The sequence below is a fragment of the Stenotrophomonas maltophilia genome (assembly GCF_001274595.1).
Classification (GTDB): domain Bacteria; phylum Pseudomonadota; class Gammaproteobacteria; order Xanthomonadales; family Xanthomonadaceae; genus Stenotrophomonas; species Stenotrophomonas forensis.
Window position 1 is genome coordinate 2046593 of sequence record NZ_CP011010.1, and the last position, 15825, is coordinate 2062417.

Here is a 15825-nt window from a genome sequence, read left to right on the forward strand (position 1 = left end):
GCTTTCTGCGTCTAGCGCAGCCCCAGGCCTTCCAGCACTTCGGCCACCTGCGCCCGGTCATTGCCCTGCAGCCCAAGCAGCGGCCGCGGCAGGCAGTCGTCACTACACAGGCCCATCAGCGCGGCAGCGCATGCCATCACGCGGATGCCGCCGAAGCGATCGTACAGCGCCCAGAGCGGTGCCAACCGCGCGGATGCCGCCTCAGCGGTGGGCATGTCACCGCTGCGCGCAGCGTGGGTGATGCGCAGCGCCACTTCGGGGAACAGGCCAGCGATCACCGAGTACCAGCCATCACAGCCTGCGGCCAGTCCGCGCACGGCGGCGGCGTCACCACTGATCCCCAGCGTGACGTGCGCAGGAATGTGGGCGCGCAACGTTGCGACCCTTGCCGCGGCTTCGACCGGATTGTCGGAGAGGCGGGGGATCTTGATCGAGCCGATATTGGGCAGTGCGGCGATCCGCCCATGCAGTTCATCGGAGAACTGGAAGCGGGTGGTGCCGGGATTGTCGTAGACGCAGATCGGGGTGCGCACTGCCATGCTCACCGATTCGAAGAGTGTGTAGACCTCGTGCTCCTTCAGCGGCTGGTAGGACACCGGCGCCAGCAGCAGGCCGGCAGCGCCGGCATCTTCCGCATCCCTGGCCAGTTCCAGCACGTCGCGGGTGCGCAGGGCGCCGACGCCGACGATCACCGGTATGCCGACGGCATGGGCGAGGGCCTGGCGCAGCACGCGCTTGCGCTCGGCTTTCTCCAGATAGGCATAGCTGCCGGTGGAGCCAAGAATGCCCATCGAATCCACCCCGGATGCGGCCAGGCGCTCGACCAATGCGGTAAAAGCGCGTGTGTCGATGTCATCTCCACTGAGCGGAGTAAGCGGAAACGCGCTGAGGCCTCTGAACATGGGATACCCGGGAGTGAGAAAGAGACAGGCTGCCGTTGGGCGGCAGGCGTGTGGACGCCCGGAATTGTTTATTGTCCTAGGACAAAATTCAAGCGCTGCGGCGTGGCGTGACTGCGCGTTCCAGGACGCCCACAATGGATGCCCACGTCACGTCCGCATCGTCCTGCCCATGCAACTGCAGCCGGTCCAGCCTTCGCACTACGCGCGCATCGCCCGTTGGCTGGATTCGGCCGCAGCCACGCAGCGCTGGGCCGGCCCGGGTGTCGCATTCCCTGTGCCGGCCGGAGCGTTCGCGCAGGTGCTTGGGCTGGGCACTCGCCCGGGGCGGGTGCTGCTGGACGAGCAGGGCGATTGCGTAGGCTTCGGCCAGTACTGGTTGAGCGAACCCGGCACCGCCCATCTGGGCCGGATCATCGTTTCGCCGCAGGCGCGGGGGCGCGGGCTGGGGCGCGTGCTGATGCAGCTGATGATCGCCGAGGCCCTGCAATCACCGGGCGTACAGCGCCTGACCCTGCGGGTCTATCGGGACAATGCCGCGGCGGTGGCGCTGTATCGCGACCTCGGATTCCGGCCCGTGGACGATGCCTCGACGCCCGACTTGCTGTTCATGCAGCGCGCTGGCGGATGACGGGCGCCGGGTGACGGGCCTTGATGCCTTCGGCACTTTTCACAACAGGCTGACCGGGCCCCGTATGCTGGGCTCCGGAATCCAGCCGGATCGGTTCGTGGACCGCGTACCCCAGCTTCTGGATCAGGACGAATCCATGCGCCTGGAGGTCAGCACGCTGGCCGAGGGCCAGGGCGTCCCGCTGTCGTTCGGGCACGCCTGCCTGGCGGTGCTGGTCTGCGTGTCGGGGCGTGCGCGCTTCGCCTTTAACTTCCGTGAGGTGGCAGTGCAGCGGCACGACGTGCTGGTGCTGGCCGAGGACACGCTGGCGCTGTTGCGGCAGCGGTCGCGCGGCTTCCTGGCGGTCGTCTGCCTGATGCCGAAGGCGCTGGCGTCCGAAGTGGGCTATGTGCTGCCCAACGCGCTGTTCAAATTCCTGCACCAGCAGCCCCATTGCACGCCGTCACCGCTGGAGGTGCCGTTGCTGCTGGGCTGGCTGCAGCAGCTGATGGATGCACACCACACCGGCGGCCGGTATCGGCATGTGATGCTGCGCACTCTGCTGCAGACCTTCTTTCTCAAATTCGCCACGCTGCTGCCGGCGAAGGGCGCGCCCACAGCGCAGCTCAGCCGGCGTGAGCGCCTGGCCTGGAACTTCTGGGAGCTGGTCGGCCAGCGCAGCACGCGCCAGCGTGACGTGCAGTCCTACGCCGAGGCGCTGTGCATCACCCCGTTCTATCTGTCACAGCTGACCCGCGAGTGCTTCGGCCAGACGCCGAAGGCGTTGATCGACCGTCAGGTAATGCTGCAGATCAAGGCATGGTTGAGCTACAGCGAGCTGCCGATCGGACGCATTGCCGAGCGCCTGTGCTTCGAGGATGCGTCCTACCTGTGCCGCTATTTCCGGCGGCATGCCGGGCAATCGTTGACCGCCTACCGCCGCGCGGGGCAGGGCCTCGCTAGTGGGATACGAACAGCGGTGCCGGAACCTCGGCCAGCAGGTTCTCTGTGACCCCGCCGAGCACGCGTTCCACCACCCGGCTGCGGCTGTAGGGGCCCAGCACCAGCAGGTCCGCTTCGGCATCGAGGACATGCTGGCGGATGGTTGCGGCAACGCCACCCTGCGAGGAACTGATCGCCTGGATCTCGACCTCGACACCATGCCGGGCCAGGTGCTGGGCCATTTCCGCGCCCGGTGCGGCCTCTGCCTTGGGGGTGTCGACCATCAGCAGGTGCACGGCCTGCGCGCGGGCGAGCAGGGGAAGCGCATCGGCCACCGCGCGGCGTGCCTGCTTGCTGGCATTCCAGGCGACCACGATGCGCTGGCCGACCTGTTCGCCGCGCCAGTGCGGCGGCACCAGCAGCATCGGCACACCGGTCTGGCGTAGCGTGCCGAGGGGGTGCCAGCCGCTGGGCGCCCCCGGCGTGTGTGGATAGCCGGCGATGATCAGGTCGCAGTACAGAGATTGCAGGGAGAGATCAGCGCCGCCCAGATAGTCTGAAACGATGCGCAGCTCGGTGCTGATCCGCAGCGGCTCGGCGGCGGCGCGCAGGTTCTGCATCAGCTGCGCGGTGCAGGCGGCATCGGCACGTGCTTCATGGTCGAGTGCAGCGGCAATGCCGGCACCCCGGGCGAAGCCGCTGGCGATGTCGCTGGGGTGCTGGGCGGTGGAGACCGCGATCAGGTGGGACTGCTGGACCTGCGCCAGCCGGGCGGCGATGTTCAGGACCCGGTGCCCGGTGTCGCTGGCATCGAAGAGCACGGCAATGTCGCGTAGCGGATGCAGCATGGCGTTGTCTCCTTCGATGCCTGTGACGCGATCCCTGCGTGCACCGACCCGGGTGCACCGGACGCACGCCATTTTTAGCGCACTCCTGATTCGGATGAATCATCTGTGATTCAGTTCATTAATTGATGATTCATGCTAGCGTGAGGGCATCCCGAATCCGGTGCCTCCATGCGTCCTGCCGCACGTTCCCGCCGCGACCTGCACCATGCCCTCGCAGCCACGCTGGTCAGCCACCCGCGCTGCACGCTCAGCGAACTGGCCAGCGGTGCCGGTATCAGCCGGGCGACGCTGTACCGGTTCGCGCCCACCCGCGAAGCGATCGACGAGGCGTTGTTTGCGGCGGGGTTTGAACGGCTGGAGGCGGCGGCCACCTGGTTCGACGCGGATGCCGACGCGATGCAGGTGCTGGAACGCGTGACCGAGGTGTTGCTGGCCGATTGGGAGCTGGTGACGCTGCTGTTCGCGCGCATGATGGAAGAGCAGCAGCGCCAGGGCGATCTGCATCTGCTGCCCGGGCGCTGGGCGCCGATTGGGGAGCGTTTCGAGGTCTTCTTCCTGCGCGGCCAGAAAGCCGGCGTGTTCAATCTCGGATTCACCGCCGTGTGGCTGGCCGACTTCTACTGGACCTGCTTCTACGGCATCACCTGGTCGCTGGCACGGGGCCGGTTGGCGCCGGCGATGGCGGCATCGACGCTGCTGGCGTCCTTCCTGCAGGGCGCGAAGCAGCCCTGACGCCCCACACCGCTGCCGAATCTGCGTGCTGTTTTGCCGGAAAGTAGGCGGCGGCTGCCGGAATCGTGCCCGGCCCCAACCTGTGTGCCCGCTATAACTGGACGCGTGGAGCTGACGCCAGACTCTGCAAATGTGAATGTGATCTTCATCACATAATTGTTTGCAATATGTTATGGTCGTCACAGTTATATGTGCCTGACCAACCGGGGACAAGGGACGAAGCTGATCGCCACGGACCCGGCGGAACACGCAGTCATGTGTACCGCCGTACCGGGGAATTCGTTGCTGGTCACCCACTGACCTTCGGCCCGGCAAGGGTCGACGACGGGGAAATCAACCATGTGGCAGTCGACGACGTCGCGCGAAAGCGCGGGCGGTGGATGCGTTCATCCCAAAAAACGTGCCCGGGCAGGGCGATCCAGCGGATGGCTGAGGGCCGGCCTGCTGGCCCTGTTGTCGCTGACGATGCCGTCGCTGGCCTGGGCCGCCGCCTACGCCACTGGCGGCAGCAGCCCGTACCGCAACACCGTGCTGTGGCTGACCTGGGGCGGCGGTGCCAATGGCGTGAACAACGTCGCACTCAATGATGGCGCGATGTCGTCCATCGACATGCCGGTCGCGGCCGGGGTGAACCTGCGCGTTGATTGCCGTTTGAACACGGCCGAGACCAATGTGCTGCGCAGCTATCGCCCCGGCAACTTCGGTGGTGACAGCCTTGACGACCTGTACAACATCGGCGGTACCGGCACGGCCAACCAGCTGATCGCCGGTATCGCACGTGCCAGCGGCACCTCCAGCTTCAGCATCACCTGCACCTCGACCTTGGGCGGCGCCCCGTACCGCCTGCGCGGCGTGGTGATGGCCGACGCCGAGTCGATCAACAACAGCGGCGAGTTCGTCGAGGCCAGCGCGCAGGGCACGTGGAACGTGGTCGAGGTCCGCAAGAACCTGTCCAACGCCACGCCATACCTGGTCAACAAGTCGACCAGCGGTGCCAATCAGGTCATCCGCTTCGGCCCCGGCAACGACGACAACACGGCCGCGGTCACCTTCCTCAGTTTTGACAACGCCGCACACGCGCCGGGCAACCTGGCAGTGAACATGGGCTTCTCGATGCGCGGCGGCGGCACCACCGCGATCGCGATCGGCCTGCTGGTGCCCTACGCCGACTTCGGCGACGCGCCGCAGAGCTATGGCGATGCCATGCACGTGGTGGACGATCTGCAGTTCCGTTCCGACGGCATCCCGCAGGGAGCCAGCAACTTCAACATCAACACCGCAGGCTACACGCCGGGCGGTCTGGCGCCGCCGTTGACCGACTTCCTCGGCAGCCTCGGCCCGGATACCGAGCAGCGCAGCAGCTACAGCCTGGATGCGCTGGGCGATGACAACTTCCCGCAGGTGGGAAGCCGCGAAGAGGATGCCTGGCCGACCAGCTACCGCCTGACGGTGATGCAGGCCGGTACCCAGATCAACCAACCGGTCGCCTGCGTGGGCAATGGCAGCGTGGCCGGCTGGATCGACTTCAACCGCAATGGCGTGTTCGATGCCAACGAGCGCAGCGGTATCGCGGCCTGTAGTGGTGGCCAGGCGAACCTGACCTGGACCGTGCCCGCCCAGGTACTGGCGGGTACCAGTTACGTGCGCCTGCGCTACTCCACCAACGCGGTCCAGATCCAGAACCCGACCGGCGTGGCCGACGACGGCGAGGTTGAGGACCACCGGATCACCATCACCGCGCCGTCGCTGAAGGTGGTGAAGAGCAATAATGCCACCGGCGGCGTCTGGAACTATGGCCAGGCCGGCACCGAGTACACGCTGACGGTGAGCAACACCAGCGACGTGCCCACCGGCAATCCGCCGAATGTGGCGGCGGGCACGATCACCGTGCGTGACCAGCTGCCGGCCGGTATCGCGCCGAACTGGAGCGGCACGCATGTCAGTGGCAACTGGAGCTGCACCGCCAGCGGCCAGGACGTCACCTGCACCAGCACTCAGGTCCTTGCAGCGGCAGGCAGCGCCGGGTCCAGTTCGGTGTTCACCCTGCCGGTGACCGTCACTGCAGCGGCGACCGGCGTTCTGACCAATCACGCCAGTGTCGGCGGTGGCTACGACCCCTTCAACAGCGGCAATGCGCCCGCACCGGGCGCCAGCTGCACCGATGCCGACCACTGCACGCGCAGCGATGTGACCGTGCCGGTGACGCGTGTGGGCTATGCCAAGCGCTCCAACACGGCCGGCCCGGTCGCGGTGGGCACGACGGTGAGCTACACCGTCGATGTCACCGTGGCCGATGGCAACACCCGCGACGTGCTGACGCTGACCGATACCCTGGGCACCGGCCTGGATTTCGCCAGTGTCAGCAACGCCGGTGCGTTCACCTGCAACGCGGCCAATCCTCTGGTGTGCACGCTGCCGGCCGGTACCGTGCCTGGCACCTACAGCGTGAGCTATACGGCCACCGTCAATGCGCAGGCCAGCGGCCAGGTGGTCAACACCGTGGTCGGCACCGGCACCGATACCCCCACCTGCAGCAGCAACTGCACCACCACCACGCCCGTGGCCGCGCCGAGGATCTCGGTGTCCAAGGCCAGTGGCACCGCCGGCCCGGTCGCGATCGGTGATGCGGTGGCCTATACCGTGACGGTCGTGGTGGCTGACGCGCGTACCCGCGCGGTGACCACGCTGACCGATACGCTGGGCGCTGGCCTGGATTTCGGTGGCATCACCAGCGCAGGTGCTTTCAGCTGCGCGCCGGGCAATCCCCTGGTCTGCACGCTGCCGGCGGGTACCGTTCCGGGCAGCTATGCGTTCTCCTATACCGGCATCGTCAATGCACAGGCCAGCGGCCAGGTGCGCAACGCGGTGGTGCCCAGCGGCACCGACAATCCCTCCTGCGTGGGCAGCTGCGATACCACCACGCCGATGGCCAGCGCGCTGGTGGTGTATGCCAAGCAGGCGTCCACCGGTGGTCCGGTGCGGATCGGCGACGTCATCGACTACACGCTGAGTGCGACCGTCACGCGTGCGCGCACCACGGGCGTGGTCACCTTGACCGATACCCTGGGCAGTGGCCTGGACTTCGGCGGCGTCAGCAGCGCCGGCATCTTCACCTGCAATGGCACCCAGCCACTGGTGTGCACGCTGCCGGCTGGCACCGTGCCGGGCACCTACAGCCTGACCTACCGCGCCACCGTCAATGCGCAGGCCAGCGTCAGTGTCCGCAACGCCGTGCTTGGCAGCGGCACCGACAATCCGTCGTGCAGTGCCAACTGTGACACCACCACCCCGGTGGCGGCACCCGGCGTGAGCTATGCCAAGTCGGTGAGCGGCACCGGCCCGGTCTCGGTGGGCGATCGCCTGACCTACACGCTGACCACGGTGGTGACCAACTCGCGCACCACCGATGTGGTGACCCTGACCGACACCCTGGGTACGGGCCTGGACTTCGGCGCCGTGACCAGTGCGGGCGCCTACAGCTGCAACGCGGCCAATCCGCTGGTCTGCACCCTGCCTGCGGGGACCGTGCCGGGCAGCTACAGCCTGTCCTACACCGCGGTGGTGAACGCGCAGGCCAGCGGCCAGGTCACCAATGCCGTGCTGGGCAGCGGCGGCGACAATCCCTCCTGTACCGCCAACTGCGATACCACCACGCCGGTCACCGGCAGTGAGATCGACTATCGCAAGACTTCGGCAGCGGCGGGTCCGGTCAAGGTCGGTGACAGCATCGCCTACACGTTGACCGCCGTCGTCAGCCACTCGCGCACCACGGCGGTGTTCACCCTGACCGATACGATGGGCCCCGGCCTGGACTTCGGCGCGGTGACCGCCAGCCAGGGCTTCAGCTGCAATGCCGCCAATCCGCTGGTGTGCACGCTGCCGGCCGGGACCGCGCCGGGCACGTATACGGTGGACTACACCGCGAAGGTGAACGCGCAGGCCAAGGGCAGCGTGAACAACGCAGTGCTGGGTGGCGGTCCTGGTACCAATACCTGTACGAGCAACTGCAGCACCACCACCCCGGTGCTGGCAGCGGTGGTGACCTACCGCAAGCAGTCCTCCACCGTCGCGCCGGTTGGCGTCGGCGATGCGGTCGATTACAGCGTTGAAGTGACCGTCGCCAACTCGCAGACCACCGATACGCTGGTGCTGACCGACACGCTGGGCGTGGGCCTGGACCTGCAGTCGGTCACCCAGCCGGGACCGTTCACCTGCAACGCCAGCAATCCGCTGGTCTGCTCGCTGCCGGCCGGCACCGCGCCGGGCACCTACACGCTGGGTTATCGCGCGCTGGTCAATGCACAGGCCAGTGGCAGTGTGCGCAATGCAGTGCTGGGCAGCGGCGGTGACACGCCCACCTGCAGCGGCGACTGCAGCACCGAGCACGCGCTTGCAGAACCGCGCGTGGTGCTGGAGAAGCAGGCCGGCCCGGCCAGTGGCACCGAGGTGCGTCCTGGCGACAGGCTGCGCTATACCCTGGTCGCCACGGTCGAGCGCGCGTCCCTGCGCAAGCCGCTGCAGCTGGTGGACACGCCCGATGCCGGACTGAGCATCGAGAGCCTGCCGGCCGGATGCGTGCAGCAGGGAACGGACATCGTGTGCACGCTGCCGGCGGGAACCGCGGTTGGCCGCCACGAATGGGTCTACCAGGCGATCGTCAATCAGGAAGCGCGTACCGAAGTGCTGAACCGCCTGCGCGGGCAGTACCCGGATGGCTCGCCGCCGCCCGAGTGCACGACCTGCGAGACGCGCCACAAGGTGGTGTCCGACTTCGCGCTGCGCATCGCCAAGACCGCGAGCCCGCGCCGGGTGAAGGTGGGCGATCTGGTGCGCTACCAGCTGGTGGTCGAGAACGTGGGCAGCAGCCACTGGCGCGATGGCGTGGTGGTCGATACGCCGCCGCCGGGCTTCAGCTACGTGGACGGTTCGATGCGCGTGGCCGACGATGACGGCGCGTTCTCGCTGGCCAGCAGCCAGTCGCCGCTGCGCATCGGCGCGGTGGATATCGCGGTCGGCCGCAGTGCGACCATCACCTACCTGCTGCGCGTCGGCGCTGGCGTACGCAGTGGCAATCACGTGAACCAGGCCGTGGCGACGGCCGATGATGGCAGCCCGCTGTCGAACATCGCCACCGCCGAAGTGGCGATGGATGCCGACCCGCTGCTGGAAGACAGCCTGGTGTTCGGTACCGTGTTCGATGACCGCGATGGAGACGGTTGGCAGGATAGTGCCGAGCTGACCGGCGTGCGCGTGCAGGGTGGTTTCGCCGCGGCGGCCTATGTGGCCGGCTCGACCACGCTGGATCGCGGCGATGGCCCGCAACCGCTGGCCGATGCCAGCGCACCGCTGCTGCACGGCGTGCAGATCGGCACGGTGCACGGCCGCGCGTCGACGTCCGACAGCGCCGAGGCACATCAGGTGGTGGTGCGGCAGCGCTTGCGCGAACTGGCTTTCACCGATGACTTCGTGCTGGAAAGCGCGCAGGGTCACCGCCTGCGAATGGACGCACAGGGCGGCACGGACGTGCAGCGCGGTGGGGAGGCCGGCAAGGGCCTGACCGCCGCCGAGCCGACCGTGCGCCGCGAGATCGCGCGCGTTTCCGAGGGCTATGAAGTGGCCTACGTGATCGGCAACGAGGGCATCCAGGAGCAGGGCATCCCGGGTGTGCGCCTGGCCACGGTGGAGGGCCTGCTGGTGGAGACCGATCCGTTCGGCCGCTATCACCTGGCCGACGTCCACGGCGGTGATGCGCGCCTGGGCCGCAACTTCATCATCAAGCTGGACCCGGCCACGGTGCCGGCCGGTGCGGAGCTGACAACCGAAAATCCGCTGCTGCGACGGGTGACCCAGGGCGTGCCGACGCGCTTCAGCTTCGGCGTGCGCCTGCCGCCGTCGCCACAGGCGCCGGCCGAGCGCATGGAGCTGGCTCTGGGCGAAGTGCTGTTTGCCCCGGGCAGCAGTGAACTGCGTGCCGACTACCGCCCGGTGCTGGTGAAGATGGCCGAGGTGGTGAACCGCTACCAGGGCGGTGATGTGGTGATCGCGGCCAATGGCGAAAGCCAGGCGCTGGCCTTCGCCCGTGCCGCGGTGGTGCGCGATGCGCTGCAGGCCGAAGTGGCCGAAGGCGCGCGCGCTGGCCTGACCGTGCAGCTGCGCACCGATGTGCAGGACCCGCATTCGCTGCTGGCCGGTGTCGATGCGAATGGCGCGTTGCTGGGCAACGTCCTGTTCGACACTGACAAGGCCACCGTGCGTGAGGAGTTCAAGCCGTTGCTGGCGGCGATCGCCGCGCGCCTGGAGAAGATGGGCGGTGGCCAGGTCAGCCTGGTCGGGCACACCGATGTGCGCGGCAGCCATGCCTACAACCAGGCACTGGGCCTGCGCCGTGCCAGCGCCGTGTTCGAGGCGCTGCGCAGCCAGCTCAGCCCCGCCGTGCAGCAGCGCCTGCGCGTCCGCAACGAGGAGAGCGCCGCTACCCGTGCGGCCGCCCGCCAACAGGAGGCCCGCCGATGAGCGCGCATCACTCTACCGCCCGTCGTGCGGCCCGCCTGCCACGTGCCGCGCTGTACCAGGCGCTGCTGCTGGGCCTGGCCGCTACCGCCCAAGCCGCCCCGCCCGCCGCCGATCCGGCGCCGATCCGGTGTGATGGCACCCAGTGCAATGCCGAGGGAGAACTGTTGTTCAGCCTGCGCTCGCGCAGCTACGACGAGCCGGTGACCGAGGGAATGTCCACGCGTTCCAGCTCGCAGGCGTTGCAGCCGGATCGCCGGGTCAGCGTGGCCATCGATGAGCCGGGCAAGGCCACCGTGCGTGGCGAGTTCATGATCCGCCTGCCGGAAGGCGGCGCGATCTGGGCCACCGAGGACCCCACGATGGGGCAGCCGGAACTGTCGGTGTCAGCGCCGGGCATGGTGGCCTTCGACGAGGGGCGCATCGTGCGTCCGGTCGAGTTCTACGTGCGCGGCAACTACACCGCCTTCATCCAGCGCCTGGAAGTCAGTGTCTACCGCGGCAGCGACTCCGACCGGGTCGCGCCGCTGGCGACGTTTGAACTGCCGGTGGCCGCCGTTGCACAGGGCACCTGGGATGGCACCCTGCCGGCATCGACACCGCTGCGTCGCGGTGACCGCCTGGTCTACGTGCTGCGTGCGTTCGACGCCGAGGGCAATGTCGATGAAACCACCGCGCAGTCGATGCAGCTGGTCACTCCGGCGGAGTTCGAGCGCGGCAACCAACAGCTGCGCGATGCGCTGGAAGATCGCCGCGGTACCGCCGTCGATGCCAACCAGGCGGCGTCGCTGTCGCTGCTGCAACAGGTGTTCGACAGCAATGGCCTGCGCCAGCAGAACATTCCGGTGTACGGCTCGCGGGTGCGCCTGCGTGGCCGCGACCTGCCGCTGGGTGCCTCGTTGAAGATCAACGGCGACAGCTATCCACTGGACCAGGATCGCAAGTTCGCCGCCGAGTACCTGATGCCGATCGGCCACCACGCCTTCGATGTGCGTGTCGAGCGGCCGGATGCACCGGCCATCGCGCGCACGCTGCAGGTCGATGTCAGTGGCCAGTACCTGTTCGGTGTCGGCCTGGCCGACATCACCGTGTACCAGAACAAGGCCAGCGGGGCAGGGCAGGACCTGGCCCGTGGCGAGCGCAACGACGATGTTCTCAGCGATGGGCGCCTGGCCTTCTACCTGAAGGCCAAGACCCGTGGCCGCTACCTGCTGACCGCGCAGGCCGATACCCAGAATCGCCCGCTGGACGAGCTGTTCACCGGCTTTACCACGGCCGATCCGCGCGACCTGTTCCGCAGCCTCGATCCTGACCTGTATTACCCGACCTACGGCGATGATTCGCTGACCCAGCGCGACGTCGACAGCATGGGGCGCTTCTACCTGCGCATGGACTGGGACAAGAACCAGGCGTTGTGGGGCAACTACAACACCGGGCTGACCGGCACCGAGTACGCGCAGTACGTGCGTTCGCTGTACGGTGCGGCGCTGTCGTGGCGCTCGCGCGGTGCCAACGCCTGGGGCGACGCGCGCAGCGAGCTGCGCCTGTTCGGCTCGCAGGCCGAGACCGCGCCTGGCCACAGCGAGTTCATCGGTACCGGTGGCAGCCTGTACTACCTGCGCCACGCCAGCATCCTCAGTGGTTCGGACCAGGTGGTGCTGGAAATCCGTGACCGCACCACCGGGCGCGTGGAGCAGCGTGTACCGATGGTGCGCGGTGCCGACTACGAGATCGACGCCCTGCAGGGCCGCATCCTGCTGACCCGGCCATTGGCGCAGGTCAGCCGCGAGAACCTGCGCCGGATCAGCCGTGATGTGCCGCTGGATGGTTACGAACAGCGCCTGATCGTGGATTACGAGTGGGTGCCGACCGGGTTCGACAGTGATGACATCACCGCGGGCGTGCGTGGCAAGCACTGGTTTGGCGATCATGTCGCGGTGGGTGCCACCTATGTGGACGAGCAGCGCGCCGGCCAGGACTATTCGCTGAAGGGCGCGGACCTGACGTTGCAGGCCGGCCGTGGCACCTATCTGAAGGTCGAACACAGTCGCAGCGAGGCGACCAGTGCACCGGTGTTCTTCTCCGACAATGGCGGCCTCAGCTTCAGCCGCCTGAATCCGGAAGGGCCGCGCGAAGGCGAGGCGACTGCTGTCGAGGCACGCGTCAACCTGCGTGAGCTGGGCTGGACCCAGCGCGACTGGAGCGCGGGTGCCTGGTGGCGGCAGGTGGACGGTGGCTATTCGGTCGGGCGCTTCGATACCGGTCAGCGGGTGCGCGAACAGGGCGCCGAGCTGCTCGGCTATGTGACCGACGACTTCAGCCTGTACGCACGCTACAGCGAGGCACGTCGTGGTGCGCAATCGCTGATCCAGGCACAGGCCACCGCCGAATGGCGGATCGGCGAGAACGATCGCCTGTCGGCCGAGCTGCGCCGGGTGCAGGAGGATCGCGGCAGTGGCAGCAACGTGGCCGGCGTGTTGGCTGCAGCACGCTACACCCACCGCATCGGTACGTCGCTGGATGTGTACGGTGGCGGCCAGCTGACCGTGGACGACGACCATGGCCGCTATGCCGACAACGATGCGGTGGTGGCCGGCGGCACCTGGACCTTCGCCAACCTGTCCACCGTCGGTGCCGAAGTGAGTGATGGTGATCGCGGCACGGCCGCGCAGGTCAATGCCGAGTACCGGCTGACCCCGCAGCACAGCTTCTATGGTGCATTCACCCAGTCGACCGACCGCAGCGAGTACGACCCGCTGTTCAGCCCCAACGCGCAGGATGGCTGGACGCTGGGCCAGCGCTGGCGGTTGTCCGACCAGGTCAATGTGTTCAACGAAAGCCAGTTCCTCAAATCCGGGCAGGAGTCCGGGTTGGCGCACACCTTCGGCATGGATTTCTATCCGGCGGTGGGCTGGAATGCCGGCTTCACGCTGAGCAATGGCAAGCTCGACGCCAGCACCGGGCAGGTCGATCGCAAGGCGGTGAGCCTGTCCGGCGGGCGGACCTCGCCGGGCACCGAATGGCAGAGCAAGCTGGAGTGGCGCCGCGACACCGGCGCGGAGCGGCGCACGCAGTGGGTCAGCACCAACCGGCTGAGCCATCGCCTCAACGACAGCTGGCGGATCGCGGCGCGCTTCAACTACGCCGACACCGATGATGCGATCAATCCGGTGGCGGGCGCGCGCTTCATCGAGGGCAACCTCGGCTTCGCCTATCGCCCGTGGGACAACGATCGCTGGGCACTGTTCGGCCGTTACAGCTACCTGTATGACCTGTCGACGATGGGGCAGGTCAATGGTGTCGACTACGACCAGCGCACCCAGGTGCTGTCACTTGAGGGCGTGTATCGCATCGACCAGCGCTGGGAAGTGGCGGCGAAGGCGGCCCGCCGCGAAGGCGAAGTGCGCTATGGGCGCGGTACCGGTCCGTGGTTCGACTCGGCCACCAACTTCGCCTCCGGCCAGCTGCGCTACGACCTGTACTACCAGTGGCATGGGCTGTTGGAGTACCGCCTGCTGGACGTGCGCGACGGCGGTACCCGGCAGGGTTGGCTGGCCGGTGTCGACCGTGATATCGGGCGTAATTTCCGCGTCGGCGTGGGCTACAACTTCACCGATTTCAGCGACGACCTGACCAGGTTCGACTACACCCATCGCGGGTGGTACCTGAACCTGGTGGGGCGTTACTGAGCACCGCTGCCGAGCGTGGGCTCGGCGCTACAGGAACGGATACGCCGGGCCAAGCCCGGCGGATTCTCAATCCTGCTTCAGCAGCTGCACCAGCTGGCGCAGGCGGTAGGGCTTGGGCAGGAACTCGACCTTCTCCGGCAGCGGCGGAAGCTGCGAGCGCGCGTAGCCGGACGAGAGGATCATCCGTGCCTGCGGCTGTTCGCGCGCCACGTGCTCGCTCAGCTCGATACCGGACATGCCGTTGGGCATGCTGACGTCGCTGAACACCACATCGAAGCGCGCTTCGCCCTTGAGCAGCTCCGCGGCCTCGTGGCCATCGGCGGTGGTGGCCACCTCGATGCCGAAGTCGCGCAGGGCCAGGCCGATCATCTCGCGAAGATCGGTCTGGTCCTCCACCATCAGTACGCGGATCGGGTCATCGGTCATCGGGTGCTTCCTCTGTTGCGGGGAGCAGCAGGCTGACCGTGGTGCCAACACCGGGGGTGGTGGACACGTCGACGAAGCCGCCGCTCTGGGTAGTGAATCCGAACACCTGGCTCAGGCCCAGGCCGCTGCCCTTGCCGATGTCCTTGGTGGTGAAGAACGGCTCAGTCGCCCGCTCGGCGATGTCGGCGGCCATGCCGTGGCCTTCATCGCAGACGCTGAGGGTGACATAACCGCGTTGCAGCGTGGTGTCCGCATCCGGGTCGAGGCGGTGTTCCAGTGCCGTGCCGATCAGGATGCGGCCGCCATCGACGGTGGCCTCCACCGCATTGGCCACCAGGTTGGCCAGCGCGGTCTGCAGCTGCAGCGCATCGGTGCTTACCGGCGGCAGGCCCGGAGTGAGGCGCGCGTCCAGGGTCACCGTGGGTGGGCAGGCACGCTGCAGATCCGGCAACCACTGCCGGACCAGCGCGTTCATGTCCAAGGGCTCGCGGATCAGGGTCTGGCCGGTGCTGAAGGCCAGCAGCTGGCGGGTCAGCAGGGCGCCGCGGTCGGTCGCGGCCTGGGCGGCATCGAGCAGTTCGGCGGCGCGCATGTCGTCACCGCTCACGCGCAGTGACAGCAGGTCCAGCGCGTTGCCGATGGTGGTCAGCAGGTTGTTGAACTCGTGCGACAGGCCACGGCTGAGCCGGCCGACCGTCTCGAACTGCTGGGTGTTGCGCAGTGCACGCTGGGCATCGCGCAGCAGGCGCTGTGCCTGCCATTGCTCGGTGATGTCGCGGGTGATCTTGACGAACCCGAGCAGTTCGCCGCCCTCGATGACCGGTTCGATGACCACGCTGGCGCGGAACGAAGAGCCGTCATGGCGCACCCGCCAGCCCTCGCTGGCGACATGGCCGTGCTGCGCCGCGAGGCGAAGCAGGCGTTGCGGCTCACCGGCATCGCGCTCGGCCGGCAGGTAGAAACGACCGAAATGCGTTCCCACCACTTCGTTGGCTGAATAGCCCTTGATGCGTTCGGCGCCCGGGTTCCAGCTGCAGACGATGCCTTCGGGATCAAGCAGGTACAGCGCATGATCGCGCACGCTGTCAATCAGCAGTCGCAGTTGTCGGGAAGGGTCCGTCAGTACGGACGTCGTAGAGGCTGCAGCGTCCACGTGGAAATAAGTGTTA

General features: G+C 67.5%; 9 protein-coding genes. 5 read left to right on the forward strand and 4 right to left on the reverse strand.

The genetic code is table 11. From position 1 onward, the window contains the following. Positions 1 to 11 precede the first annotated feature (11 nt). Positions 12 to 902: a dihydrodipicolinate synthase family protein gene (locus VN11_RS09595; protein ID WP_053449572.1), complete on the reverse strand. Its 891-nt coding sequence runs from the start codon at positions 900 to 902 to the stop codon at positions 12 to 14. Between the two features lie 169 nt (positions 903 to 1071). Here VN11_RS09595 and VN11_RS09600 point away from each other — a divergent pair, with 169 nt between their 5' ends. Then, entirely contained in the window at positions 1072 to 1530 is a 459-nt protein-coding gene (locus tag VN11_RS09600; RefSeq protein WP_053449573.1) for a GNAT family N-acetyltransferase, read from the forward strand. A gap of 97 nt (positions 1531 to 1627) precedes the next feature. Beyond that, positions 1628 to 2521: a helix-turn-helix domain-containing protein gene (locus VN11_RS09605; protein ID WP_080374999.1), complete on the forward strand. Its 894-nt coding sequence runs from the start codon at positions 1628 to 1630 to the stop codon at positions 2519 to 2521. Here VN11_RS09605 and VN11_RS09610 read toward each other — a convergent pair. Then, entirely contained in the window at positions 2469 to 3299 is an 831-nt protein-coding gene (locus tag VN11_RS09610; protein WP_053449574.1) for a universal stress protein, read from the reverse strand. The two genes, VN11_RS09605 and VN11_RS09610, sit on opposite strands and share 53 nt — an antisense overlap. Before the next feature lie 168 nt (positions 3300 to 3467). On the opposite strand from VN11_RS09610, the gene VN11_RS09615 reads away from it, so the two are divergent. The 3 genes from VN11_RS09615 (at position 3468) to VN11_RS09625 (ending at position 14230) form a co-directional block, all read left to right on the forward strand. Further along, the gene (locus VN11_RS09615; RefSeq protein WP_053449575.1) at positions 3468 to 4031 is read left to right on the forward strand and encodes a TetR/AcrR family transcriptional regulator; all 564 of its coding nucleotides are present in this window, start codon (positions 3468 to 3470) and stop codon (positions 4029 to 4031) included. A 453-nt stretch (positions 4032 to 4484) separates the two neighbouring features. Further along, positions 4485 to 10544 carry a CshA/CshB family fibrillar adhesin-related protein gene (locus tag VN11_RS09620; RefSeq protein WP_238581870.1) on the forward strand — a complete coding sequence of 2020 codons (6060 nt, stop codon included), beginning with the start codon at positions 4485 to 4487 and terminating at the stop codon, positions 10542 to 10544. Continuing rightward, positions 10541 to 14230 (forward strand): hypothetical protein, encoded by a 3690-nt coding sequence (locus VN11_RS09625; protein ID WP_053449577.1) that lies wholly within the window; start codon positions 10541 to 10543, stop codon positions 14228 to 14230. Before VN11_RS09620 ends, VN11_RS09625 begins: the two co-directional genes overlap by 4 nt. 66 nt (positions 14231 to 14296) lie before the next feature. Here the strand turns inward: VN11_RS09625 and VN11_RS09630 are convergent, their stop codons facing one another. Both VN11_RS09630 and VN11_RS09635 read right to left on the reverse strand, forming a co-directional pair. Further along, positions 14297 to 14656, reverse strand: a complete 360-nt coding sequence (locus VN11_RS09630) for a response regulator (protein ID WP_053449578.1) — start codon at positions 14654 to 14656, stop codon at positions 14297 to 14299. Then, positions 14646 to 15809, reverse strand: a complete 1164-nt coding sequence (locus VN11_RS09635; protein WP_053449579.1) for a two-component system sensor histidine kinase NtrB — start codon at positions 15807 to 15809, stop codon at positions 14646 to 14648. Before VN11_RS09635 ends, VN11_RS09630 begins: the two co-directional genes overlap by 11 nt. Positions 15810 to 15825 lie beyond the last annotated feature (16 nt).

Bases quoted from the DNA above. Each gene is read 5' to 3' on its own strand.
- VN11_RS09595 (WP_053449572.1), bottom strand. From the start codon at position 902: ATGTTCAGAGGCCTCAGCGCGTTTCCGCTTACTCCGCTCAGTGGAGAT.
- VN11_RS09600 (WP_053449573.1), top strand. From the start codon at position 1,072: ATGCAACTGCAGCCGGTCCAGCCTTCGCACTACGCGCGCATCGCCCGT.
- VN11_RS09610 (WP_053449574.1), bottom strand. From the start codon at position 3,299: ATGCTGCATCCGCTACGCGACATTGCCGTGCTCTTCGATGCCAGCGAC.
- VN11_RS09615 (WP_053449575.1), top strand. From the start codon at position 3,468: ATGCGTCCTGCCGCACGTTCCCGCCGCGACCTGCACCATGCCCTCGCA.
- VN11_RS09625 (WP_053449577.1), top strand. From the start codon at position 10,541: ATGAGCGCGCATCACTCTACCGCCCGTCGTGCGGCCCGCCTGCCACGT.
- VN11_RS09630 (WP_053449578.1), bottom strand. From the start codon at position 14,656: ATGACCGATGACCCGATCCGCGTACTGATGGTGGAGGACCAGACCGAT.